Here is a 23,615-nt window from a genome sequence, read left to right on the forward strand (position 1 = left end):
CACGGATACCGCAAAAATGGCAAAATGGCCTTGTATCGATACGGCAGATACAGCTTTTTAGGCGGATGACTATCTTCATAGCCCATGGGCGCCGGGGTGTGGAAGTTGCATCATCCATGTTTTTTGGTTTTCTTTGCGCATTGCCGTGTCTGCGACGGTTTTCAGCTTCACAGTGGTTCTTTTTGCCCTTTTGGGTCCGGCGATATTTTCTTTGTGCTTTGCAATGGTTTTTGCGCTTTCCCGCACTACGGCATTCATCACAACAATAGGCCTGTCCTCTAAAACAGCTTCTGCAGATACAAAAAGTAAAATCGCACCATCGACATTGAATGAGAATCAGTAACACCTTGGGCATGCCTCCGGCCTTGCAAACAGCCGGAAGGTGCAATAGAAAGGAAGTATGGTGTGGGAGCTTCCGGATGCTTGCGGTAGCTCTTGCCTAAAGCCCGAAGGTGCCACTTCGGGCTTTTCTATCTATTCCCATTTAGAGTCGCAAATCGTGGGTCGAAGTACAAGAGATCCGGATAGTCAGAGCTATACAGGTATTCCTTCCAGTCGTCGTGAAACGATAGGGGGGAGGAATCAGATGAATGATATGGATTGTTGAATATTTTTGGAATTAGATGGAATGAAATGGGGAATGAAACCCACAACATAACCAAACTCACAACACAACTTGCCAATAGACAACCTCTGATCAGATTTTAATTGAACCCATTATTTTATGGTCCTGTAAAACTCCGCGCCGATTGTTGTTACATGTTGTAACTTTTGTATATCCAGTGATTCAGTTGGTGTATCCTAAATTGAGCGTGATTTTCAAATCTATCGCCTATTGTAAAATTCTTAGAATAAATGCAAAATTTTCTCAGCTTACTTGAAAATGTACAATTTTCCCGATAGATGCCGCTTCAAGGGGTGATGGCATCGCGTTGACAATGGGCAGGGCATTATATAAGACAGACAGCGTTCATTGCGAAGCGCTGGGCCTGATACCCCGTCGCTTGCGAAGATCGGATTGATTGCTTCCTTTGCTGATACCCCGTCCGCTTACGGCGGGGAGATTCATTTTGGGGGGCGGAACCAAAAAGGATGGCATCGTATGCTCAGCAGGAAACGGTCGGTTGCGGAAAACATCCTGATTCTGGGATTGGGCGGCGTGGGCACCTACCTGGCCAAACGGCTGGTTCATGAAGGCTATGCCGTTACCGCCATCGAACCGGACAGCAGGCTGATCCGCCATATAGACGGCTATCTGGATGCCCGGCTGATCCAGGGGTCGGCCATGAGCATCAACTGCTGGCGGGAAGCCGGCGCGGCAAACATCGACGTGCTGATTGCCGTCACCAACAACGATGCCGTCAACATGCTGGCGTCGATGATTGCCGACCGGTTCGGCATCCCCCTCAAGATCGCCCGCGTCCGGTCCATGGATTTTGACCGCAGCGATGCCGTGCTCAGCGCCGATGATCTGAAAATCGATCTGGTCATTCATCCGGAAGAGCTGGCGGCGCAGGAAATCGTCCGGCTGGTCGAGCGAACCGCCGGCAACGAGATCATTGATATTGCCGACGGCCAGACCCAGGTCATGGCCACCCGCGTTCACGACGAATCCCCCCTGGCCCACCAGAAACTGAAGACCCTGTCCATGACTCACAATACCTTCCCGTTCCGCGTTGTGGCCATTGCACGGGGGATTACCACCATCCTGCCCGGCGGCGACCATGAGATCCTTCCCCAGGACCAGGTGCTGATCATGGCGTCAAAGGAGGATCTGCCCAAGCTGATGGCCCTCACCGGGGTCAAGCAGCAGCGACGGCACCGGGTGATGATTCTGGGTGGCGGCCTGGTGGGGTGCCGTGTGGCCGAGTTGATGGGCAAGGATATCCGGGTGAAGATCGTTGAAAAAGACGAGCACCGGGCCGCCGAATTGTGCCACCACCTGAATAACACCGAGGTGCTTCATGGGGACGGCTCCGACGCCGAAGCCCTTGATCTGGCAGGATTGGCGGACATGGACACCTTCATCACGGCGACCGGTGAAAACGAAACCAACATCATGAGCTGCATGCTGGCCAAGCACCTGATGACGACCAGCAACGGGGATGCCCGCAACACGGAGCGCAAAACCATATCGATGGTCAACAAAGAGGAATATCTGGTGCTGGCCGCCACCAGCGGGTCGGACATCGCCCTGAACAAGAAAGTGCTGGCCGCCAACGAGATTCTGAAATTCATCCGTCGGGGTGAATTGCTGTCCGTCGCCCACCTGCACGGATTCGATGCGGAAGTCGTTGAAGTCAAAGCGATGCCGGGTTCTCCCATTACCCGGATCCCGCTCTCCAGAATCGACCCCTCCTTTCACGGGAAAATTCTCATCGGCGGTGTGTATCGCGATGAACAATGGAAAATTGCCGTGGGGGATACCCGCATCCTCGCCGACGAACGCGTGATCGTGGTCTGCAAGTCGCTGCATTTAAGGGATGTGCATAAGTTATTTTTAGGTTAGGATTCGAGGATTCAAGGGGTCGAGGGGAAGATGGCTTAAGGATTATCAAGATAAGAGCAAAAAAGTAAAACGATAGGCTCAGAGGAATGAGGGCCTAAGAAGGAAGTGAAATGCTGAAAAACTATGACGATCTGAAAGTCTGACAGAAAGCGTACCGTCTCTGCCTGGACATCTATCAATTTTCTAATACATTTCCTAAAGAAGAAAAATTCGCCCTCGGCACCCTATATTTTTTCAGCATTTTACCTGCCCCCTCGAATCCTCGACCCCTTGAACCCTTTTTTTCCATCATTTTTTCCAGAAGGAGGGGTAGAATATCACCAGGGCGGAAAACATCTCCAGCCGTCCCACCAGCATGTTCCAGGAGAGAAACCACTTGCCCGCATCGGAAATAAAGGCATAGTTTTCCGATGGCCCGATGGCGCCGAACCCCGGCCCGATGTTCATCAGTGTGGCGATGACCGAACTCATGGCCGTGACGTAATCCATGTCGTCGGTCAGCACCATCACGCATCCGCCCGCCAGCACCATGAAGATATTGACAATGAAATAGCAGACGGACAGGTAGATGATGGACTCGTCCACCGGCCGCTGGTTCAACCGCACGGAGATGACGGACATGGGCTGGAAAAAGATCTTTTTAATGGCCGCGGCCATGAACTTGCAAAGGACCACATAGTGAACGATCTTGATGCCGCTGGTGGTGGACCCGGCGCAGGCGCCGATAAAACACACGGCATACAGGAACATCTGCGCGGCCTGGGGCCATCGTTCGTAATCGGCAGTGGTAAAGCCGGTGGTGGTGAGCAGGCTGGTGACCTGGAAGGTCCCGTAGCGGATGGCATCCATCAGGCCGTAAGTGTTTTCCCTCCATAGAATCCAGGAGACCATGCCGCATAAAAAGAGCATCAGCGCCACGTACCATCGAAACTCCGTGTTGATCCGTACGCTCTGCCAATCCCCCCGCATCATCTGGTAGAACAGCACGAAAGTCATGCCGCCGAGAAACATGAACAGGATGATAATCCAGTCAAAATAGGCGTTGTTGTAGTGTCCGATGCTGGCGTTCCAGGGGGAGTATCCGGACGTGGATACAGTGCCGAAGGCGTGGCACAGGGAGTCGAACACGGACATGCCGCCGAAGCAGAGCAGAAGGGTCTCGGCCAGATTCAACCCCATGTAGATCATCCACAGGCGGACCATGGTGTCCCGGTTGCGGGCATGGAATTTTTCTTTGGTGATCACCTGGCCCGGCGAGGATTCCGCCCGGAAGATGCGAAGGCCCCCCATGCCGTGGGGCAGGAAGATCACCGTCAGGGTCAAAAAACCCATGCCGCCCAGAAGGTGGGTCTGGCTGCGCCAGAAAAGCAGCCCGTGGGGCACCACCTCGATATCCGTCAGGATCGTGGCGCCGCTGGTGGTGTATCCGGACATCATCTCGAAGAAAGCGTCGGTGAACGACGGGATGGACCCATGGATGATGAAGGGCAGGGCGCTCAGGGCGGAAACGACGACCCAGCCGAAAGCGGCGATGAATATGCCGTCTTTGATACCCAGGTTGTGGTGCTTCCGGTAGCGCCACCACAGCGGCAGGCCCAGTATGAGAATCAATATAGCGGAAATCAGCAGGGAGAAAAAATCCCCCTCGGCGTATATCAGCGAACAGATCAGGGGCAAGGTCAGGGAAAAGCCCGTGACCAGGAACAGCGTGCCGAAGACATGGAGTATGGAAAACAGGTGCATGGGATATCGTTGTTGGTGTTTTTTGGAAAGCAGCGTTCAGCGGCAACTCATATCCCAGGTGTCTGTAAAAAGCAAAATAACTGTGGAAAACAATGTTTCGTTGACACATTCATCCGGGTGCCGTTATTGTCGGCAATTCAAAAGCTTCAGTTCGGGCCGTCGTCGCTTGCCGGGGCTGATTCGACCATGTGCAGGACAATGAACCCAAAGACACACAACCTATTGGAGAAAGCGGTCCCATGAAAGCGGAACTTCTGGCAACCGGCGATGAGATCAGGTCCGGCGCCCTGGTGGACAGCAACTCGGCCCATATTGCCGAGCGCCTGGAGGAAAACGGTATCGACGTCCTGCGCCACACCAGCGTGGGGGACAATCTGGACACATTGGTATCCACCTTGCGTGAGATTGCCCGACGGGTGGATGTGGCCGTGGTGACCGGCGGTCTGGGGCCCACCACCGACGACCGGTCCGCCGAAGCGGCGGCGGAAGCGGCCGGTGTGCAACTGGCATTGGATGACAACGCCCTGGAAAACGTCGAAAGCTTCTTTAAGAAGTTCAACCGGCCCATGACCGCATCCAACCGAAAGCAGGCCATGCTTCCGCAGGGATCCACCGTCCTTCACAATCCCGTGGGGACGGCGCCCGGCTTTTCCCTGGCGATTGAACGGTGCCTGTTTTTCTTTTTACCGGGGGTGCCCTATGAGATGAAGCGGATGCTCAAGGGCCATGTGATCCCGGCCGTCAATGCCTTGCAGGGTGATGCGGTCATGCACAACCGGGTGAAAACCATCACCACCTTCGGCCTGCCCGAATCCCTGGCCGGGGAGAAGGTAGCCGGCGTGGAAGCCGCCTTTCCCGGCATTCAGCTGGGCCTGCGGGCCCATTTCCCCCAGATACAGGTCAAGCTTTACGGGCGTGAAAGCACCGCATCGGCTCTGGACCGGCGCCTGGCCGAAGCCGGGGACTGGGTCATGGAACGGCTGGGGGCCCATGTCATCTCCGAAAACGGCGAGACGATGGAGACCGTCGTGGGCAGGCTGCTGGTTCAACGGGCGGCCACCCTCGCCCTGGCGGAGAGCTGCACCGGCGGCCTTGTGGCCAACTGGCTGACCAACGTGGCCGGCAGTTCCGATTATTTTCTCTTTTCCGGCGTCACCTATTCGAACCGGGCCAAAATGGACGTGCTGTCGGTCAGGCCGGAAACCCTGGATACCTATGGCGCGGTCCACGAAGAAACGGCCCGGGAGATGGCCGACGGCGCCCGGCGGACGGCCGGGTCGACATACGGGCTTTCCACCAGCGGCATTGCCGGGCCTGACGGCGGCACCGCGGACAAGCCGGTGGGCACGGTGTGCATCGGTTTTTCCGGGCCGGGGGGATCCTATGGGAAGCGGTACTGTTTCCCTTTCGGAAAACGCCTGATGAACAAGAAGATCTTTGCCATGGCGGCGCTTGACCTGCTTAGAAAAGAGCTGTTGAAGACAGGTGGATAAAATAGCGCCCGAAGACGCCCCGTATCTTGATCCTGGAACTCGTCTGTGTGCCGGAACGATAAAGAAAATTAGCGATCCAATCACAATAACCAAAACACAAATGCCAAATACATCACAACGACCCAGATTCAAAATTCCAAACCTCGCGATCATGCCGTTAGAGAGTTGGCGTGTATTGGAGATTGGGTGCTTGTGAGTTGGTATTTCCGGCACGTTCGGGTTCGGTTAAACCCAACACGCTCAATAAACTCAACAAACGATAGAGGTTGTCAATGATTCTCCCCGTCATTCTTGCAGGCGGCAGCGGCACCCGGCTCTGGCCCCTTTCCCGGGCCCTTTACCCCAAGCAACTGATCAGCCTGGTTGACCGGCATACCATGCTTCAGAACACGATCCTGCGCCTGGATGGTCTGGACGGGGCCCAACACCCGATGGTGATCTGCAATGATGAATACCGGTTCATGGTGGCCGAACAGCTCCGCCAGATCGACATCAGGGCCGATTCGATCATCCTTGAACCGGTGGGCAGGAACACCGCGCCCGCCCTGGCCGTGGCAGCGATACGGGCCCTGGAAAAGGGCGATGACCCGGTGCTGTTAATCCTGCCCGCCGATCACCACATCCAGTTCACCGACCGGTTTCAACATATTTTGAAAGCCGGGGTCGAGCACGCCCTGGCCGGACGGTTGATCACCTTCGGGATCATTCCGCAAAAACCCGAAACCGGATACGGCTACATTAAAATGGGTGCGCCCCTGCCGTCGACCACCTCCGACCCGTCGTGCGTGACCATCGCCGCTTTCGTGGAAAAACCCGACCATGAGACGGCCAAACGGTATGTGGCCTCGAAAGACTACTGCTGGAACAGCGGCATGTTCATGTTCAAGGCGTCGCGGGTGCTGGAAGAGATGCAGGCCTTCGTCCCCGATATGGTCGCTGCCTGTCGTCTGGCAATCACCGCCGGCAAGTCCGATCTTGATTTTTTCCGGCTCGACGAAGCGGCTTTTTCAGCCTGCCCCAGCGATTCCATCGACTACGCCGTGATGGAAAAAACGGACAACGGCGCCATGCTGCCCATGGCAGCCGGCTGGAATGACCTGGGATCGTGGGAGGCCCTCTGGCAGGTGGGCGAAAAAGACGAACAGGACAATGTGGTCAAGGGGGATGTGGTGCTGCAGGACGTGGGAGATTCCTACCTGCACGCCGAAAGCCGGCTGCTTGCGGCCGTCGGGCTGAAAGATCACATCGTTGTCGAAACCTCGGATGCGGTCATGATTTCCCCCCGGGACCGGGTCCAGGATGTCAAGGGGCTGGTGGACCGGCTCAAGTCGGGCAACCGGGAAGAGACACGGACCCATAAGCGGAGCTACCGTCCCTGGGGCACGGTGGATCAGCTGGTGGCAGGCAACCGTTTCCAGGTGAATCGGATCACGGTCAAACCCGGCGGCGCCTTATCGCTCCAGAAACATTTCAACCGGTCCGAGCACTGGATCGTCGTCCGCGGGTCTGCCCTGGTCACGCGGGCAGACGACCAGTTTGTGCTCAAAGAGGACAGCTCCGCCTATATTTCCGCGGGCGTCGCCCACCGGCTGGAAAATCCGGGCAAGATTCCCCTGGAACTGATCGAGGTGCAGACGGGCGGCTATATCGGTGACGACGATATCGACCGCCTCGAGGATATTTACGGCCGGCACCGGAAGGCGGAGTAAGCTTTAGACGGCCATGCCCCATGGCATTGATGTTGAAAACGTCCACCATGGACGGTTGAACCTCGACCGGCCGGCCCGCCTCGCACGCCCTTTTCAGAGATAAAGGGCGGTACCCCCGATTCGACGTTTCGCCTTCGATGACCAATGCCTGATCTTCAGATTCACTCAGGCCATCTCCATCTTCAGTGCGATGCGGCGCAGGACTCCGGCAAAGGCACCATCCGGATCTTTTGCAACGCTGGGAACCAGGTCCCTGGCGCTCCGCTGGATCTGCCGTTTGAAAGGCACGCCTCCGAAATAGTTCAAATCGATGGAGAGCATCCGTCCGGTTACTTTTCTCAGGCGGGACACCAGTTCGTCAACCTGCTCCTGTGCCTCGAACATGGTGACGACCGTGCCTGGCCGGAAGTCGTTCAGCAACGCCTTGATCAGGCCCTGGTGGGAGGGCTTTTCCCGTTTAATCCGTTCGACCAGGTCGCTCATGTGACCGCCGGTGCCGGGTGTGCCGGAAAAGATAAAATTTTTGATCAACCGCTCAACGTCTTCATCCCGGAATTTCCGGTACTCGGATTCGGCACCGAACAGCCGGCTCAGCTTGCGATGCAGGGACATCTTGATGAACCCGTAGGCATCCAGGTAGGAAGCCGGATCGCAGGTGGTGAGGACGAAGCCCTGGTCCGCCGCCAGGAAGAAATCGAGGATGTTGTAAGTGGTGTCGCCCCCCAGGTCCAGGATGATATAGTCCGCGTCGATGGTTTTTAAGGCCCTTATCAGCTTCAGTTTCCGCGAAAAGTGAATGTTGGCCGCCCCCAGGCGCCCCCCTCCGCCGCCGATAAGGGACGGGCCGTATTTGGTGGGCGTCATGATTTCGTCGATGGTGGCGGCTTTCCGGGTCAGAAAATCATCGATCCGGTGGGTCAGCCCCCAGGCTCCCAGGTAAAGGTGAAGATTGGCGCTGCCCAGATCCAGGTCCACCACCACCGTTTTTTTTCCCAGCCGGGAAAGCAGGACTCCCAGGTTGGCCACGAACAGGCTTTTCCCAATGCCGCCTTTGGCACCGCCAACGGCGATCATCTTTCCGGGGCGCCCGGCGGACGGTTTTTTCGGTTCGTTTTTCCGGAGCATGGTTTCGTCTGTCTTACATCTCGAGGGTAGCGATAAACGGGACGATTTCCCGTATTCCCTAAACGATATTGGTTGGGATATCGGACAAACGGCAAAAAACTTTAAACGATGGGTAAGGATTTGCTGAGGGAGGACCCGGGGAGGCAGCGGGTTACCGACTGTGAACCAGCAGGGTGACCGGTCCGTCGTTGACGATGCTGACCTGCATTTCGGCACCGAAACGACCGGTCTGGACGCCCACGCCCAGGCTGATCACCTGGTCGATGAAATGCCGGTAGAGCCGCTGTGCCAGTACCGGTTCGGCGGCGTGGACGAAGGACGGCCGCCTGCCTTTGCGGCAGTCTCCCAGCAGGGTGAACTGGGAAATGACGATCATCTGGCCGCCCGTGTCCAGCAACGAGCGGTTCATCTTGCCCCGATCGTCTTCAAAGATGCGCAGGTTGGCCACCTTGGCGGCCAGGTAATCCGCATCGGCTTCCCCATCGCCATCGGCCACCCCCAACAGCACATTGAGGCCGGGACCGATGGCGCCCGCCACGGACCCGTCGATGCTGACGCTGCTGCTGGTTACCCGCTGGACCACGGCAATCATTGTCGATGCTTTCTACCGTCCCGATGCTTTTCGGAAGGCATCGGCAAAGGGGTTGTTAAAGGGCCGGGCGGCTGCCGGCCCGGGTGCGGTTTTGGTTTTGTTGCGGTGGCCGGGCGGATGCGTTCTCCGGGGACGTCGGGGTTGTGCCTTCGGCTGGGGTTTACTGCCCGGCTGGCTGCGCATGGACAGGGAGATGCGCTTGCGGGGCAGGTCGACCTCCATGACGGTGACGGTGACTTTCTGCTGGACGGCAACCACGTCGGCCGGTGTTTTTACGAAGCGGTCGCACAGTTCACTGATGTGTACCAACCCGTCCTGATGAACGCCGATGTCCACGAAGGCGCCGAAATTGGTGACATTGGTAATGATGCCGGGAAGCCGCATGCCCGGTTCGAGGTCCTCGATGGCAGCGACGTTCTCGTCAAATGAAAAAAGCTCGAAGGGTTCCCGGGGATCCCTGCCGGGTTTGGCCAGTTCATCGAGGATGTCGGTCAGGGTCGGCAGGCCGATGGTCCCGGTCACGTAGCGGGCCAGGTCGATTTTTTTGCGAAGGCCGGCGTCGCTCATCAGGTCGGATACGCTGCACCCCAGGTCGTCGGCCATGGTCTGGACCACCGGGTAGCTCTCCGGGTGGACGGCACTGGCATCCAGCGGATTTTCGCCATCCTTTATTCTCAGAAAACCGGCGCATTGTTCATAGGCTTTGGGGCCCAGCCGTTTGACCTTCCTCAGCATCTCGCGGCCGGTGAAGGCGCCATGTTCATCCCGGTAGGCAACGATGTTTCTGGCCAGCTGGGGACCCAGGCCGGACACATAGGTCAGCAACTGCACGCTGGCCTGGTTGACCTCCACCCCCACGCCATTGACGCAGCTGCCCACCACGTCGTCCAGTGACCCTTTCAGGGCGAACGGGTCGACGTCGTGCTGATACTGGCCGACGCCTATGGATTTGGGGTCGATTTTGACCAGTTCCGACAGGGGGTCCATCAGCCGGCGGCCGATGGAAACGGCGCCGCGAACGGTGAGGTCATGGTCGGGGAATTCCTGCCGGGCGATTTCCGATGCCGAATAAATCGAAGCGCCGCTTTCGTTGACCATGATGACGGGCAGGGTCTGCGCATCGACGGCCCCTTTGACGAAGGCCTGCGTTTCCCGGCCAGCGGTGCCATTGCCCACGGCCACGGCCTCGATGTCAAATTGCCTGCTCAGTTCCTGGATGGTCCGGGTCGCCGCTTCAGCCTGGCGGTCCGACCCGTGGGGGTAGACGGTGTCGTTGTGCAGCAGTTTGCCCTGGCGGTCCAGGCAGACCACTTTGCAGCCCGTGCGAAAACCCGGATCGATGCCCATCACCCGCTTGGCTCCCAGAGGGGACGCCAGCAGCAGTTGGCGCAGGTTGTCGGCAAAGACGCGGATGGCCTCGGCATCGGCCCGTTCCTTGAGCGCCACCCGGACCTCGGTCTCCATGGATCGGGACAGCAGGCGCTTGTAGGCATCGTGGGCCGCCGTGCGCACCTGATCGGCATCGGGGCCGTCTCCCTTGACAAAAAGATCTTCCAGTATGGCGATGGCCAGTTCCGCCTGGGGGGCGATGGACAGGCCGAGGATGTCTTCTTTTTCTCCGCGGCGCATGGCCAGAATGCGGTGGGACGGCACCTTGGACACGGCTTCCTCCCATTGGAAGTAGTCCTTGTACTTGGCGCCTTCGCTTTCCTTGCCGGCCACCACCTGGCTGCTGATGACCGCTTTTTCGAAGAACAGGTCCCGAACCCGCGACCGGACCTGCGGGTCCTCGTTAATCGTTTCGGCAATGATATCCCGTGCCCCGGCGAGGGCCTCGTCGACGCCGGCCACCTCTTTTTCAGGGTCGACGTAGCCGGCGGCCAGAGCGGCCGGATCAACGCCGTCCTGGGCCAGGATCGCCAGTGCCAGCGGTTCCAACCCTTTTTCACGGGCAATGGTGGCCTTGGTCCGTCGTTTGGGGCGGTAGGGCAGGTAGATGTCCTCGAGTCCGGTCATGGTCTCGGCGGCCAGCACCCGGGCCTCGAGGTCGTCGGTCAGATGCCCGTGCTGGTCGAGGGATTTGAGAATGGCTTCGCGCCGGCTGTCCAGTTCCTGCAACTGGGTCAGGCGGTCCCGGATGGCGGCCACCGCCACCTCGTCCAGGCTGCCGGTCGCCTCTTTGCGATAGCGGGCGATGAAAGGTACCGTGGCGCCATCTTCCAGAAGTTTGGCCACGGCCGTGGTCTGTGCGGCATCCAGATTCATTTCAGTGCAGATGACACTGATGTGGGAATGGGTTTCCGGGGTACTTGCGTGGGGTGCGCTCATAGGGTTTCTCTGGTTTCTTTGGTTTCTGGTTTCCGGGTTCTGAACTAAATGCCTTCAGCCTTCAACCGGCCCGCCTATTTGGGTTCATCCGGCGGCTGTTTGTGGCGGCAGTCGCGGTTGGGGCATACATGCAGGGTGCCGTCCCGCTTGGTTGTTTTTTCCACCATGTAAGCATTGCCGCAGACCGGGCAGGGGATGGCCACCGGTCGATCCCAGCTGGCAAAGCTGCATTTGGGATAACGGTTGCACCCGTAGAAAATCTTCCCCCGCTTGGAGGATTTTTCGACCACCTCGCCGTCACATCCTTTTTCAGGGCAGCGGACGCCGGTCGGTTTGGCGTTTGGCCCGCTGTTCAGTGACTGGGTGTGTTTGCATTCCGGGTAGCCGGTGCAGGCCAGAAAATCGCCATATCGTCCCCGTTTGACGACCATGGGTTTGCCGCACAGGTCGCAGACTTTGTCGGTCACTTCACTTTGAACCGGTGCCACGGGGGCAATGACCCCTTTTTCATCCCGCTCGTAGTCACTGGAATAGGTGCATTCAGGATACCCCGAGCATGCCAGGAAATGGCCATTTTTGCCCATCTTGATGCGCAGCGGGTTTTTTTTGCACAAGGGGCAGGTCAGGTCGGTGGGCATTCCCACCCCTTTGACGCTGAGCATGCTTTCGGCGGCTTCCGCCAGCTTCTTGCTGAAGGGGCCGTAAAACTGGTTGAGGATGGTCAGCGATTCCACCTCCGACTGCTCCACCCGGTCCAGATCGCTTTCCAGCCGGGCGGTGAATTCAACATCCAGGATTTCCGGGAAATTGTCGATGAGCAGGTCATTGACAATAAACCCCAGCTCCGTGGGCCTGAAATATCGCTTGACCAGTTCCACGTAGCCCTTGTCCCGAATGGTGGAGAGGATGGCGGCATAGGTGCTGGGCCGGCCGATGCCGTTTTCTTCCAGCTCCTTGACCAGGGAGGCTTCCGAAAATCGCGGCGGCGGTTGTGTGAAGTGCTGTTTGGGGTCCAGGCCCAGCAGTTCCAGCGGCGAATTTTCCGCCAGTTCCGGCAGCGGCTGGCTTTTTTTACTGCTTTCCGCCTCGTCGTCGGCGCTTTGGTACAGGGCCAGAAATCCGGGAAATTTCACCGACGATCCGCTGGCGGTGAAGGTGTAGTCGCCGGCGGTGATGGAGAGCGTCTTCTGGTCGATCAGGGCCTGGGCCATCTGCGAAGCTACAAACCGTTGCCAGATCATGGTGTACAAGGCCAATTGATCCTTGGACAGGTAGCGCTTGAGCTTGTCCGGCGTGTGGCCGACCGACGTGGGCCGAATGGCCTCATGGGCGTCCTGGGCCTTGTTTTTGTTTTTGAAAAATCGCGGCTTGCCAAGGGAGTAGTTGTTGCCGAAGCGTTCATGAATCCAATTCAGTGCCTCCTGGGCCGCTTCATCGGCAATCCGGGTGGAGTCCGTCCGCATGTAGGTGATCAGGCCGACGGGTTCCCCGGGGCCCAGGTCGATGCCTTCATAGAGCTGCTGGGCCACCATCATGGTCTTCTTGGCCGAAAAACGCAGTTTGCGGATCGCCTCCTGCTGCAGTTTGCTGGTGATGAAGGGGGGCAGGGGGTTGCGCCGGGTGGTTCGTTTGGCGATTTTGTCGACCACAAATGGCGCCGTTTCCAGATCCTTCAATATTCGGGTGGCGGCACCTTCGTCCGGTATCTCGATTTTCTCCCCGTTTTTGCGTACCAGCTTGGCTGCAAATGCCGGCGGCGTCTCTCCTTTGAGATTGGCAGTGATGGACCAGTACTCCACCGATGTGAACGCCTGGATGGCCCGCTCCCGGTCGCAGATAATCCGCACGGTGACGGACTGAACCCGGCCGGCGCTCAGCCCCCCTTTCACCTTGCGCCACAGCAGGGGCGAGATCTGGTACCCCACCAGCCGGTCCAGGATTCGGCGGGCCTGCTGGGCTTCATACTTGTCCCGGTCCAGATCCTGGGCCTTTTTCATGGCTTCGATAATCGCCTTTTTGGTCAGCTCGTGAAACAGCACCCGGTGAAAATGGCGACCCTTTTTCTTGAGCACATCGGCGGTATGCCAGGCAATGGCTTCCCCCTCGCGATCCGGGTCGGGGGCGAGATAGACATCCGTTGTATCGCCGGCGGCCGACTTCAACTGGCTCAGCACCTTCGATTTCCCGGGAATGGCACGGTAGTGCGGGGTAAAATCTTTTTCGATATCGATGCCCAGGTCCTTGCTGGGCAGATCCTTGATGTGGCCCACGGTGGCGGCGACGTTGTAGTCGTTGCCAAGATATTTTTTTATGGTTCTGACTTTTGTGGGCGATTCCACGACCACCAGGGGTTTAGTCACGTTGTGCCTCTTGGTTGTTTATTAGCGTTACGTAATGAGATTTTGGTACCTGTTTGCGAAATGTTGAAATTGGAAATTAGAAGTTGGGGAGAGATGACCAAATTTCTAATTTCCAATTTCAATCCATTAGCGGTTAGCACTTTTGCAGCCTCACGATCATTTCCTATCCATGCCGGGGGTCAGCGAAAACTGCTTCCCCGGGGACTGGACCACCAGACCTTTGAGTTCGAGCTGCAGCAGTATACCGGAGAGTCGGCCCGACGCAAGGGCCAGCCGACGGGCCAGGTCGTCGATGTGAACGGGCTCGGCTTCCAGACTATCGATAACCACGGCTTCCTCATCCGTCAATGGCGGCAGTGCCGGTGGCAAAGCGGACGGCATTGACCCGCCGGGCATCGGGATATGCTCGAATTCTTCGATGACGTCTCCGGCATGGTCCACCAGTTTGGCGCCCTGTTTGATCAGGGTATGCGTTCCCACACTTTTAAACGAGTGGATGTTTCCGGGGACGGCAAAGACCTCCCGGTTCTGTTCTGCGGCCAGGCGGGCGGTGATCAGTGAACCGCTTCGCCTGGTGGCTTCCACCACGACGGTTCCGTGGCACATACCGCTGATAATGCGGTTGCGGGCAGGAAAATGGTGGGCATCGGGACCGGTGTCCAGTGAAAATTCGCTGACCACGGCGCCGTTTTCCGCGATTTGGTGGAACAGCTGTGCATTTTCCCGGGGATAGATATGATTCAAGCCGGTGCCTAAAACGGAGACCGTGAACCCCCCGGCGGCGATCGCGCCGGCATGGGCGGCGGTGTCGACCCCCCGGGCCATACCGCTGACGATATTGACCTGTTGCCCGGCCAGATCCATGCAGAGCTGTCGCGTGGCGGAAATACCATATGCAGTGGCATTGCGGGAGCCTACGACAGCGATGTTCAGCCCGGTGGCGGGCAGGACGCCGTACACATACAGAAACGGCGGTGGATCCGGGATCTGGCACAGCAGGGCCGGGTAGCGCCGGTCCGTCAGGGTAACGATGGTGTACCCTTTTTGCCGGACCGCTTCCAGTTCCCGATCGACCGCATCCGTGGTCCGGTGACGTCGCATGGCTGAGACCAGCCGGGCGGTCACGCCCTTGACCGCCTGCAGTTCCGTGTCGTCTGCATCAAATACGGCTTCCGGTGATCCGAATCGTTCCACCAGCCGTCGAAACAACAGGTTGCCGACCCCCGGCACGCGCTTCAGGGCGAACCAGGGATGTAACCCGGACATCTATTTTCTCCGGGACTGCCAGGCCAGCAGGATGGGGCTGGCCACGTAGACGGACGAATAGGTACCGACCAGGATGCCGACCAGAAGGGCGAATGAAAAATCATGGATAATACCGCCCCCCAATACGAACAGGGCAACCACCACCACCAGGGTCGTCAGCGAGGTGAGGATGGTTCGGCTCAGGGTTTCATTGATGCTTTTGTTGACGATCGTGGTCATGGGCTCTTTGTGGTATTTGCGCAGGTTTTCACGGATGCGGTCAAAGACGATGATCGTGTCGTTGAGGGAATAGCCGATGATGGTCAGCAGCGCCGCCACGATGGGCAGGGTGAACTCCTTGTCGAAAATGGAGAAAATGCCCACGGTGATGGTGACGTCATGAATCAGGGCCACGATGGCGCCCATGGCATATTTGAATTCGAAAAACCAGAAGACCACCAGAGAGGCGATCAGGGCGGCCAGCATCAGAAAGGGAACGGAAACGTTGAACAGGGACAGCAGGTAGACCACCCCCATGATGGCCCCCGCCACGATAGCGCTCTTGGCCCATTTCAGTTCGAATCGGCCGGAGATGTAAACGGTGATGAAGAGCAGGGCGTAAAACATGGCAAACAGGGCTTTTTCCCTGAGATCCTGGCCCACCTGGGGGCCGACCATTTCCACCCGGCGGATTTCGACCGTTACACCGGTGGCCGCCTTGAGTTGCCGTTCGATGGTTTCGGAAAGGTCATCCATGGCCGAGATGGTCGCATCGGTGCGAATGAGATACTCATTGTCTTCTGCCTGGCCGAACTGCTGGACCGCCGATGCGGCCAGCTTCATGTTTTCCAGTCCCGATTTGATGCGGTCAATGGTCACGGGGGACTCGAATTTGACCTGGACCAGGGTGCCGCCGGCAAAGTCGATCCCGTAACGGGGGCCCTTGTGCCCGACCAATGTACCGATACTGGCCAGAATCATCGCTACCGAAAAAAAGAAGGCGATTTTGCGTTTTCCAATAAAGTCAATGTTGATACCCGGTTTGATAAACTGCATAAATCCATTCCTTGATGGTGGTTTTCCGTTGCCGGCCAAGGCGGTTGCCTGCTCGGACCGGAGCATCCGGATTAGATGCTGATGGTTCGAACTTTACGGCTGATCAGGAAATAATCGAAAATGGCGCGTGCCAGCACCAGTGCGGTGAACAGACTGGCCACCACCCCGAGACTCAACGTCACGGCAAATCCCTTGACCGGACCGGTGCCGAACTGAAACAGCACCAGGGCGGCGATCAGGGTGGTGACATTGGCATCCAGGATGGTCAGGGTCGCCCTGTCGTAACCGGCGTCCACGGCGGCCCTGGGCGTTTTTCCCAGGTTCATCTCTTCCCGTATTCGCTCGAAGATCAAGACGTTGGCGTCAACGGCCATGCCGATGGTCAGGATAATGCCGGCGATACCGGGGAGGGTGAGCGTCGCACCGAATCCGGCCAATCCGCCGGCGATGAGCAGGATGTTGAGCATCAGGGCAAAATCGGCCACGACGCCTGAACCCTTGTAGTAGACCGCCATGAAGAGAACCACGAGTATGCCGCCCATACACATGGAAAGCAGTCCCATGCGGATCGAGTCGGAACCCAGGGAGGGACCCACGGTGCGTTCTTCCAGGATCTGGACCGGCGCCGGCAGGGCACCGGCACGCAGTACGATGGCCAGGTCACGGGCTTCTTCGGTGGTGAAATTGCCGGTGATGCGGGCCTCACCACCGGCGATCTTTTCCTGGATGACCGGTGCCGAGTAGACATTGTCGTCCAGGACGATGGCCAGACGCTTTTTTACGTTCTCCGCAGTGATGCGTTCGAACAGCCGGGCGCCTTTTTTATCGAAGGTGATGGACACGTAGGGTTCATTGTACTGGCTGTCGATCTGCACCCGGGCGTCGGTCAGGTACGCACCGGTCAGGCTGGTGCGTTTTTTGACCAGAAAGGGAATCTTCTGGACGCGGCGGGTGGACGGATCTTCTTTGGTTTCGTAAAGGATTTCACTGCTGGCGGGAATGTTGCCGTTCAGGGCGGCGTCCACGTCGTGTTCTTCGTCGAGCAGTTTAAATTCCAGCAGGGCGGTCTTTCCGATCAGTTCCTTGGCCCGCTGGGTGTCCTTGATGCCCGGCAGCTGGATCAGAATGCGTCGTTCCCCTTGAATGCGGATGTCCGGTTCACTGACACCGAACTGGTCAATCCGGTTGCGGATGGTCTCCAATGCCTGCCCCACCGCCAGCTTGCGGATGTGATCGGTTTCTTCATCGGGAAGGTCCAGAACGATCTCCAGAACATTTTCCCTGACCGTCCGGTCGGCGATGCGCAGATCGCGGAATTCTTCATCCAGCAGTTCATCGAAACGCCGGATGTCGTCTTCCCCCGCCACTTTTACCGTCAGCTTGACGGTCTCCACCCGCTCGACGCCCAGGGTGCGGATGCGTTCTTTTTTCAGCATCTGGCGCAACTCCTGGCCCATGCGTTCAATGGTGTTCTCGACCGCTTTGTCCGCGTCCACTTCCAGGACCAGGTGCATGCCCCCCTGGAGATCGAGGCCCAGGTTGATCTTTTTATGGGGCCAGACGCCGGGTTGAAATGTCGGAATCACATAAATCACAGCGGCCACGATGACCGCCGCAATCACGATGAGTCTCCACGAAAGATTCTTCAACGCTTTGTTCCTTTCATGATCTACACGCCAAAGCCCCAGTCGCCGTGTCACCCTGTCGCCGCCCCCGGGAGGGCCGGGGGGCGAAACGGGTCGATGAGCCGGTGGCAATGGGGCTTTTTAGGAGAAAACGATTCGAATTTAGGCTTTGTCTTTCTTGTCTTTTTTAGACGCGGCCGGGGGGGAGCCGGCCTGCATGATTGCAGACACACTGCCCCGGTTCACTTTGACCCGCACTTTTTCGGCAATTTCAACCGTCAGGGCGGTTTCCGACACGCCGGTGATCCGCCCGTGAAGGCCGCCGCTGGTGACGATGCGGTCTCCGGTTTTCAGGTTGTCGATCATCTGCCGGTGTTCTTTGGTTTTTTTCTGCTGGGGACGGATCAGCAGAAAATAAAAAATAACGAACATGAGAATCAGCGGAATAAATGATGCAAATCCTCCTGAACCACCAGGGGCAGCAGCCCCACCCTGTCCCATTGCATAAGCGATATTCATCGGTGTCAACTCCTCCTGTCAAAATGTTCAAGTGTGGGCCGCACTTCCGAATAGAAAAGGTCCACTGACACCACACCTGTTTGGCAACTGTCAAAGTGGCGCTGGTATACTGCAAATCGCCCGCCTCGTCAATTGGTTCTTGCGGACGGCGATCAACCGTGGCCGGAAAAATGGCGGGAACAGCCTATGCAGATGAATTTTCCACGGCTTTGATCTTTTTGTCGTAGACGACCTCCATCTGGCCGGGAATCAAATCCACACGGGAGGTGATGGTGATGCCGATTGCCCGTTTGTCCTCCAGGTCGCTCAGTTCCTTGCGTTTTCGGTTGAGCAGATAAGACGCCACCGGTGCCGGCAATTGGGCGGCAACGTGCCGGACATCCGCTTTAAGGGTGTCCAGCTTCAGCTTCCTCAGAAAACTCAGGCCCAGTGATTCCGCGGACGGCACCTGGCCTTTGCCGCCGCAGCGTGAACAGGTTTCCATGCTGCTGAAATCTATGGATGGCCGCAGGCGCTGGCGGGAGAGTTCCAGCAGGCCGAACTTGGAAATCTTGCCGATTTTTACCCGGGCCCGGTCCTGTTTCATGCCGGCGCGAAGGGCTTTTTCCACCTGGTTGCGGTGCTTTTGCTCGCGCATATCGATGAAATCCACCACGATAAGCCCGCCCAGATCACGGATCCTGAGTTGACGGGCGATTTCCGGCGCCGCTTCCAGATTGGTCATCAAAGCGGTCTCTTCGACGTTTTTTTTCTGGGTGCCCTTGCCGGAGTTGACGTCGATGGCCACCAGTGCCTCGGTGCGTTCCAGCACGACCGATCCGCCTGACTTCAGTGTCACCCGGTTGTTGAAAATGGTGGCGATCTGGTCTTCCAGCTGGAACCGGGTAAAAATGGGCTTGTCCGATTTGTGCAGCTTGACGATGTTGGTCTGTTTGGGGGCAATGATTTGAACGAAGTTTTTCACCTCCTGGTGAACCGCTTCATCATCGATGAGAATTTCCTTGATGTCCGGCGTGAAATGATCGCGGATGGAACGGACGGCCAGGTTCCGATCCTTGTACAGGGCCGATGGTGCGGGCGCCTTGACGGCCCGCGCGGTGATGTTTTTCCACAGGCGCAGCAGATATTGAACATCCTTGGTCAGCATGGTCTTGGTGCATCCCTGGCCGGCGGTACGGATAATGATGCCGAATCCCTCGGGCAGATTCAGCTTCTCAACGATCTCCTTGAGGCGCTTGCGTTCGGTCTCATCGTCTATTTTGCGGGAGATGCCACGGCTGTCGCTTCCCGGCATCAGGACCGCATAGCGGCCGGGCAGGGATATGAATGTGGTGAGCATGGCCCCCTTTTTCATGATGGGGTCTTTGGTCACCTGAACCATCAGTTCCTGTCCGCGTTTGACGAGATTCTGGATGGTTTTGCCGTTGGCCGGCGGGCCCTGGAAGTAGTCGCTGTGGATCTCCTGTTTCTGAAGGAAGCCGTGACGCTCGACGCCCACGTCCACGAACACCGCCTGAAGGCTGGGTTCAATGCGGGTGATCACTCCTTTGTAGATGCTGCTGTGAAGGATTTCCCTGGCGGCGCTTTCTATGTGAAATTCTTCCAGGCGGCTGTCTTTGACAATGGCGAGACGGACCTCTTCCGGGTCCACTGCATTGATGAGAATTTTGCTGGTCATTCGTTGACGGTTGTATCCCTGTTGTTGTGGTGTTGATATTAAATTCGTATAAATAAAGAATTGTTACAGGCAAGTCAACGGAATTTTAGGCGCCGGCCCAAAAAAGGATGGGCAAAGGGCCGGGGGATCGGGCCCAGCGGGATGGTACCGTTTTTCGGGTGGCCGGGATTCGCGGCCCCATGCCCAATAACTTTCAACGTTCATGCGGTCCGCCTATCCCTTCTTGATCTTTACCGGGCTTTATGGCATGAGAGAGCACTCGATAAAAAACCAAATCAACAATGTTCGCAAGAAGATAGGAAGATTCATGGACTCACGGTATCATCCCCAGACAATCGAAACCAAGTGGCAGAAACGGTGGCAGGACGACAGGCTGTTCAATGTCACCGAGGTGCCGGATCAGAAAAAATACTACCTGCTGGAAATGTTTCCCTATCCGTCCGGCAAGATCCATATGGGACATGTGAGAAATTATACCATCGGGGACGTCGTGGCGCGTTACAAACGGATGCGCGGATTCAATGTCCTGCACCCCATGGGATGGGATGCCTTCGGCATGCCGGCGGAAAACGCGGCCATCGCCAACCATACCCATCCCGCCAAATGGACCTATGAAAATATCGACGCCATGCGGGCACAGCTCAAACGGCTGGGGTTCTCATACGACTGGAACCGGGAGCTGGCCACCTGCCGGCCCGAATATTACCGCTGGGAGCAATGGCTGTTCCTCAAGATGGTGGAAAAGGGGATGGCCTATCGCAAGGAGTCCTATGTGAACTGGTGCGAACCCTGTCAGACCGTGCTGGCCAACGAGCAGGTGGAAGCGGGCATGTGCTGGCGCTGCGGCAATCCGGTCCGCCAGAAGAAGTTGTGGCAGTGGTTCTTCAAGATTACCGACTTTGCCGAAGACCTGCTGGTGCACTGCGACATGCTTCCCGGCTGGCCGGACAAGGTGACCACCATGCAGCGAAACTGGATCGGCAAAAGCTTCGGCGCGGAGATCCGGTTTCCCGTGGAAGGCAGCGATTCGACCATCAGTGTGTTCACCACCCGGCAGGACACCGTTTTCGGGGCGACCTTCATGTGCCTGGCGCCCGAACACCCGCTGGTTCCCCAACTGGCGGCAGACACGGACCAGGCGGAGGCGGTGGCGGCGTTCGTCGAGCGCATCGCCCTCCAGGAACGCTCCAGCAAGGCCATCGAGAATTATGAAAAAGAAGGGGTGTTTACGGGTGCGTATTGCATCAATCCCATGAATGGGGTGCGCATGCCCATCTACACGGCCAACTTTGCCCTCATGGAGTATGGCACCGGTGCCGTCATGTCCGTTCCGGCGCATGACCAGCGGGATTTTGATTTTGCCAGAAAATACAAGCTGCCCATTGTGGTGGTGGTCAGCCCGCCGGATGAAAAACTGGACGGAAATACAATGGATGCCGCTTATTCCGGCGAGGGCACCATGGTCAACTCCGGTGATTTCGACGGTATGGGCAACCGGAAGGCCATGGAGGCCATCGCCGTGCTCATGGAGAAAAACGGCATCGGCAAGAAGACGATCAGTTTCCGCCTGAGGGATTGGGGCATCTCCCGGCAGCGATACTGGGGCGCGCCCATCCCCATGATCCACTGCGACAGCTGCGGGATTGTGCCCGTGCCCGAAGCCGACCTGCCCATCGTTCTGCCCGAAAACGCCGACCTGCTGGAGGGCGGCCGGTCGCCCTTGCCCGCCCTGGATGAATTTGTCCGCACCCGTTGCCCCCGGTGCGGGCGCGATGATGCCCGGCGTGAAACCGACACCATGGACACCTTCGTGGAGTCCTCCTGGTACTTCGAGCGCTACTGCAGCCCCCGGTGCGAAACCGATATGTTCGACAAGGATGCGGTCGACTACTGGATGCCGGTGGACCAGTACATCGGCGGGGTGGAGCATGCCATCCTGCACCTGCTTTATTCGCGCTACTTCACGCGGGTGCTCGCATCGCTGGGGCTGGTCGCCTTCAAGGAACCCTTCACCCGACTGCTGACCCAGGGCATGGTGTGCAAGGAAACCACGGCCTGTCCGGAGCACGGTTTTCTCTTTCCCGAGCAGGTGGTCGACACCGACGATGCCCGGCGAACCTGCCTGCAATGCGGCAAGCCGGTGACTGTCGGGCGGGTGGAAAAGATGTCCAAGTCGAAAAGGAACGTCATCGACCCCAACGTGCTGCTCGACCAGTACGGTGCCGACACCACACGGCTTTTTTGTCTTTTCGCCGCACCGCCGGAACGGGACCTGGAGTGGAGTGCCCAGGGCGTGGAGGGCAGCTACCGATTCTTACAGCGGGTCTGGCGGCTGGCCGACCGCTGGCTGCCGCTGCTGTCTGAACCGCTGCCCGCTGACAGGGATCCCCATCCCTCCAGTCCGGCCCTGAAAGAGTTGCACCGCAAAACCCATGAAACCATCAAGCGGGTCACCCAGGACATCGAGGAGCGCTTTCATTTCAACACGGTCATCAGCGCGGTGATGGAGCTGGTCAACGCCATGCAGGCCATCGACGAATCCGATGCGGCGGGCGACGGCTGCCGGACCCTCCGGCTGGCCCTGGAGACGACCGTGCTGCTCCTGTCTCCCATCGTTCCCCATTTTTGCGAAGAACTGTGGGAATCCCTGGGCCACCGCAGGAGCGTTCTGCTGAGTTCCTGGCCGACCTTCGACGATGCGGCTACGGTGAAAGACGAGGTCGTCGTGGTGGTCCAGGTGAACGGAAAACTGCGCAGCCGTTTTTCCGCCGCCCGCGATGCCGACGACGGGACGCTCGAGCGAGCGGCACGGGCCGACGAAAAAATCGTCCGTTTTATCCAGGACAAGCCGGTTAAAAAGGTTGTTGTGGTCAAGAACAAACTGGTTAATATTGTCATTTAACGAAGGGTTGCGCCTTAAGTTAAGGAATGGGACCGATTTGATTTAAATCGAATTGAACCGGCGCGTTAAACGACTGTTGGATCGCTTGGTGGCATAGGTTATCTTAATGGGAATGCGATAGCATGCATCAACTTAAACACTTGACGCTATCCACTGATGGAATGCGAATGAATAACAAGTGGACATTGGTATCGATTTTGACGGTTCTGCTGTTGCTGACCGCATGCGGCTACCACTTTGCCGGCGGCGGCAGTTTGCCCGCCGGTGTGAATCGGGTGTTCATCACTGTTATGGAGAACCGATCGTCTGAAACCGGTGTGGAGACCCTTTTCACCAACGACCTGATTTATGAATTCACCCGGAGTCGCAAGGAGAGCATCGCCCCGGACCGGTCTTCGGCCGACGGAATTCTGACCGGGACCATTGTCCGTCTTTCCGTGCAAAATGTTTCCCGTACCAGCGTTTCGACAGCGGTGACGCGACGGGTGACCGGTACGCTTGCATTGCGTCTGGAATCCCCGGATGGCCGGGTTCTCTGGTCCTCGGGGGATATTATCGAGCGTCAGGCGTATGATGTCGTGGACGGAAACAAAACGGCAACGGATCAGAACAAGTCTGATGCCATTGCCGTGCTTTCCAGTCGCCTGGCTGAATCTGCATTCAACCGGCTGACGGATGACTTCTGATGATCGGGAGCGACTTGGCCGCGGTCGAGGAAAATCATCGCAGGC

The 23,615-nt window shown here is 57.7% G+C and carries 16 protein-coding genes; 5 read left to right on the plus strand and 11 right to left on the minus strand.

Annotated elements, in window-relative coordinates; translation table 11 throughout:
* Nucleotides 1-75: 75 nt before the first annotated feature.
* Nucleotides 76-258, minus strand: coding sequence for a hypothetical protein (locus DSCA_RS00310; RefSeq protein ID WP_155314551.1), 183 nt, complete (start codon nucleotides 256-258; stop codon nucleotides 76-78).
* Between the two features lie 844 nt (nucleotides 259-1,102).
* Here DSCA_RS00310 and trkA point away from each other — a divergent pair.
* The gene (gene trkA, locus DSCA_RS00315) at nucleotides 1,103-2,509 is read left to right on the plus strand and encodes a Trk system potassium transporter TrkA (protein WP_155314552.1); all 1,407 of its coding nucleotides are present in this window, start codon (nucleotides 1,103-1,105) and stop codon (nucleotides 2,507-2,509) included.
* A gap of 288 nt (nucleotides 2,510-2,797) precedes the next feature.
* On the opposite strand, the gene DSCA_RS00320 is transcribed toward trkA, so the two are convergent.
* The gene (locus DSCA_RS00320) at nucleotides 2,798-4,252 is read right to left on the minus strand and encodes a TrkH family potassium uptake protein (protein WP_155314553.1); all 1,455 of its coding nucleotides are present in this window, start codon (nucleotides 4,250-4,252) and stop codon (nucleotides 2,798-2,800) included.
* A gap of 239 nt (nucleotides 4,253-4,491) precedes the next feature.
* Here DSCA_RS00320 and DSCA_RS00325 point away from each other — a divergent pair, with 239 nt between their 5' ends.
* Nucleotides 4,492-5,745: a CinA family nicotinamide mononucleotide deamidase-related protein gene (locus DSCA_RS00325; protein WP_155314554.1), complete on the plus strand. Its 1,254-nt coding sequence runs from the start codon at nucleotides 4,492-4,494 to the stop codon at nucleotides 5,743-5,745.
* A gap of 272 nt (nucleotides 5,746-6,017) precedes the next feature.
* Entirely contained in the window at nucleotides 6,018-7,454 is a 1,437-nt protein-coding gene (locus DSCA_RS00330; protein ID WP_155314555.1) for a mannose-1-phosphate guanylyltransferase/mannose-6-phosphate isomerase, read from the plus strand.
* Between the two features lie 165 nt (nucleotides 7,455-7,619).
* Here DSCA_RS00330 and DSCA_RS00335 read toward each other — a convergent pair whose 3' ends face one another.
* From DSCA_RS00335 to DSCA_RS00375, 9 genes are all read right to left on the minus strand, one after another.
* Nucleotides 7,620-8,579: a nucleotide-binding protein gene (locus DSCA_RS00335; RefSeq protein WP_155314556.1), complete on the minus strand. Its 960-nt coding sequence runs from the start codon at nucleotides 8,577-8,579 to the stop codon at nucleotides 7,620-7,622.
* A 151-nt stretch (nucleotides 8,580-8,730) separates the two neighbouring features.
* The gene (dtd, locus tag DSCA_RS00340) at nucleotides 8,731-9,171 is read right to left on the minus strand and encodes a D-aminoacyl-tRNA deacylase (protein ID WP_155314557.1); all 441 of its coding nucleotides are present in this window, start codon (nucleotides 9,169-9,171) and stop codon (nucleotides 8,731-8,733) included.
* 12 nt (nucleotides 9,172-9,183) lie between these two features.
* Nucleotides 9,184-11,499 (minus strand): Tex family protein, encoded by a 2,316-nt coding sequence (locus DSCA_RS00345; protein WP_155314558.1) that lies wholly within the window; start codon nucleotides 11,497-11,499, stop codon nucleotides 9,184-9,186.
* A gap of 74 nt (nucleotides 11,500-11,573) precedes the next feature.
* Complete coding sequence (topA, locus tag DSCA_RS00350) at nucleotides 11,574-13,859, minus strand: type I DNA topoisomerase (protein WP_155314559.1); 2,286 nt, start codon at nucleotides 13,857-13,859, stop codon at nucleotides 11,574-11,576.
* Between the two features lie 156 nt (nucleotides 13,860-14,015).
* Nucleotides 14,016-15,125, minus strand: coding sequence for a DNA-processing protein DprA (gene dprA, locus DSCA_RS00355; RefSeq protein ID WP_155314560.1), 1,110 nt, complete (start codon nucleotides 15,123-15,125; stop codon nucleotides 14,016-14,018).
* Complete coding sequence (gene secF / locus DSCA_RS00360; protein ID WP_155314561.1) at nucleotides 15,126-16,160, minus strand: protein translocase subunit SecF; 1,035 nt, start codon at nucleotides 16,158-16,160, stop codon at nucleotides 15,126-15,128.
* Between the two features lie 71 nt (nucleotides 16,161-16,231).
* The gene (gene secD, locus DSCA_RS00365) at nucleotides 16,232-17,782 is read right to left on the minus strand and encodes a protein translocase subunit SecD (protein WP_331457142.1); all 1,551 of its coding nucleotides are present in this window, start codon (nucleotides 17,780-17,782) and stop codon (nucleotides 16,232-16,234) included.
* Between the two features lie 165 nt (nucleotides 17,783-17,947).
* Nucleotides 17,948-18,304 carry a preprotein translocase subunit YajC gene (gene yajC, locus DSCA_RS00370; RefSeq protein WP_155314563.1) on the minus strand — a complete coding sequence of 119 codons (357 nt, stop codon included), beginning with the start codon at nucleotides 18,302-18,304 and terminating at the stop codon, nucleotides 17,948-17,950.
* Nucleotides 18,305-18,488: 184 nt separating this feature from the next.
* On the minus strand, nucleotides 18,489-19,982 hold the full coding sequence (locus DSCA_RS00375; RefSeq protein WP_155314564.1) for an Rne/Rng family ribonuclease: 1,494 nt from the start codon (nucleotides 19,980-19,982) through the stop codon (nucleotides 18,489-18,491).
* Between the two features lie 307 nt (nucleotides 19,983-20,289).
* Between DSCA_RS00375 and leuS the strand changes: the two genes are divergently transcribed.
* Together leuS and lptE are read left to right on the plus strand one after the other, a co-directional pair.
* Nucleotides 20,290-22,884, plus strand: a complete 2,595-nt coding sequence (gene leuS / locus DSCA_RS00380) for a leucine--tRNA ligase (protein ID WP_155314565.1) — start codon at nucleotides 20,290-20,292, stop codon at nucleotides 22,882-22,884.
* Between the two features lie 167 nt (nucleotides 22,885-23,051).
* The gene (gene lptE, locus DSCA_RS00385) at nucleotides 23,052-23,570 is read left to right on the plus strand and encodes an LPS assembly lipoprotein LptE (RefSeq protein WP_167527539.1); all 519 of its coding nucleotides are present in this window, start codon (nucleotides 23,052-23,054) and stop codon (nucleotides 23,568-23,570) included.
* Nucleotides 23,571-23,615 lie beyond the last annotated feature (45 nt).

The sequence above is a fragment of the Desulfosarcina alkanivorans genome (genome assembly GCF_009688945.1).
Lineage (GTDB): Bacteria > Desulfobacterota > Desulfobacteria > Desulfobacterales > Desulfosarcinaceae > Desulfosarcina > Desulfosarcina alkanivorans.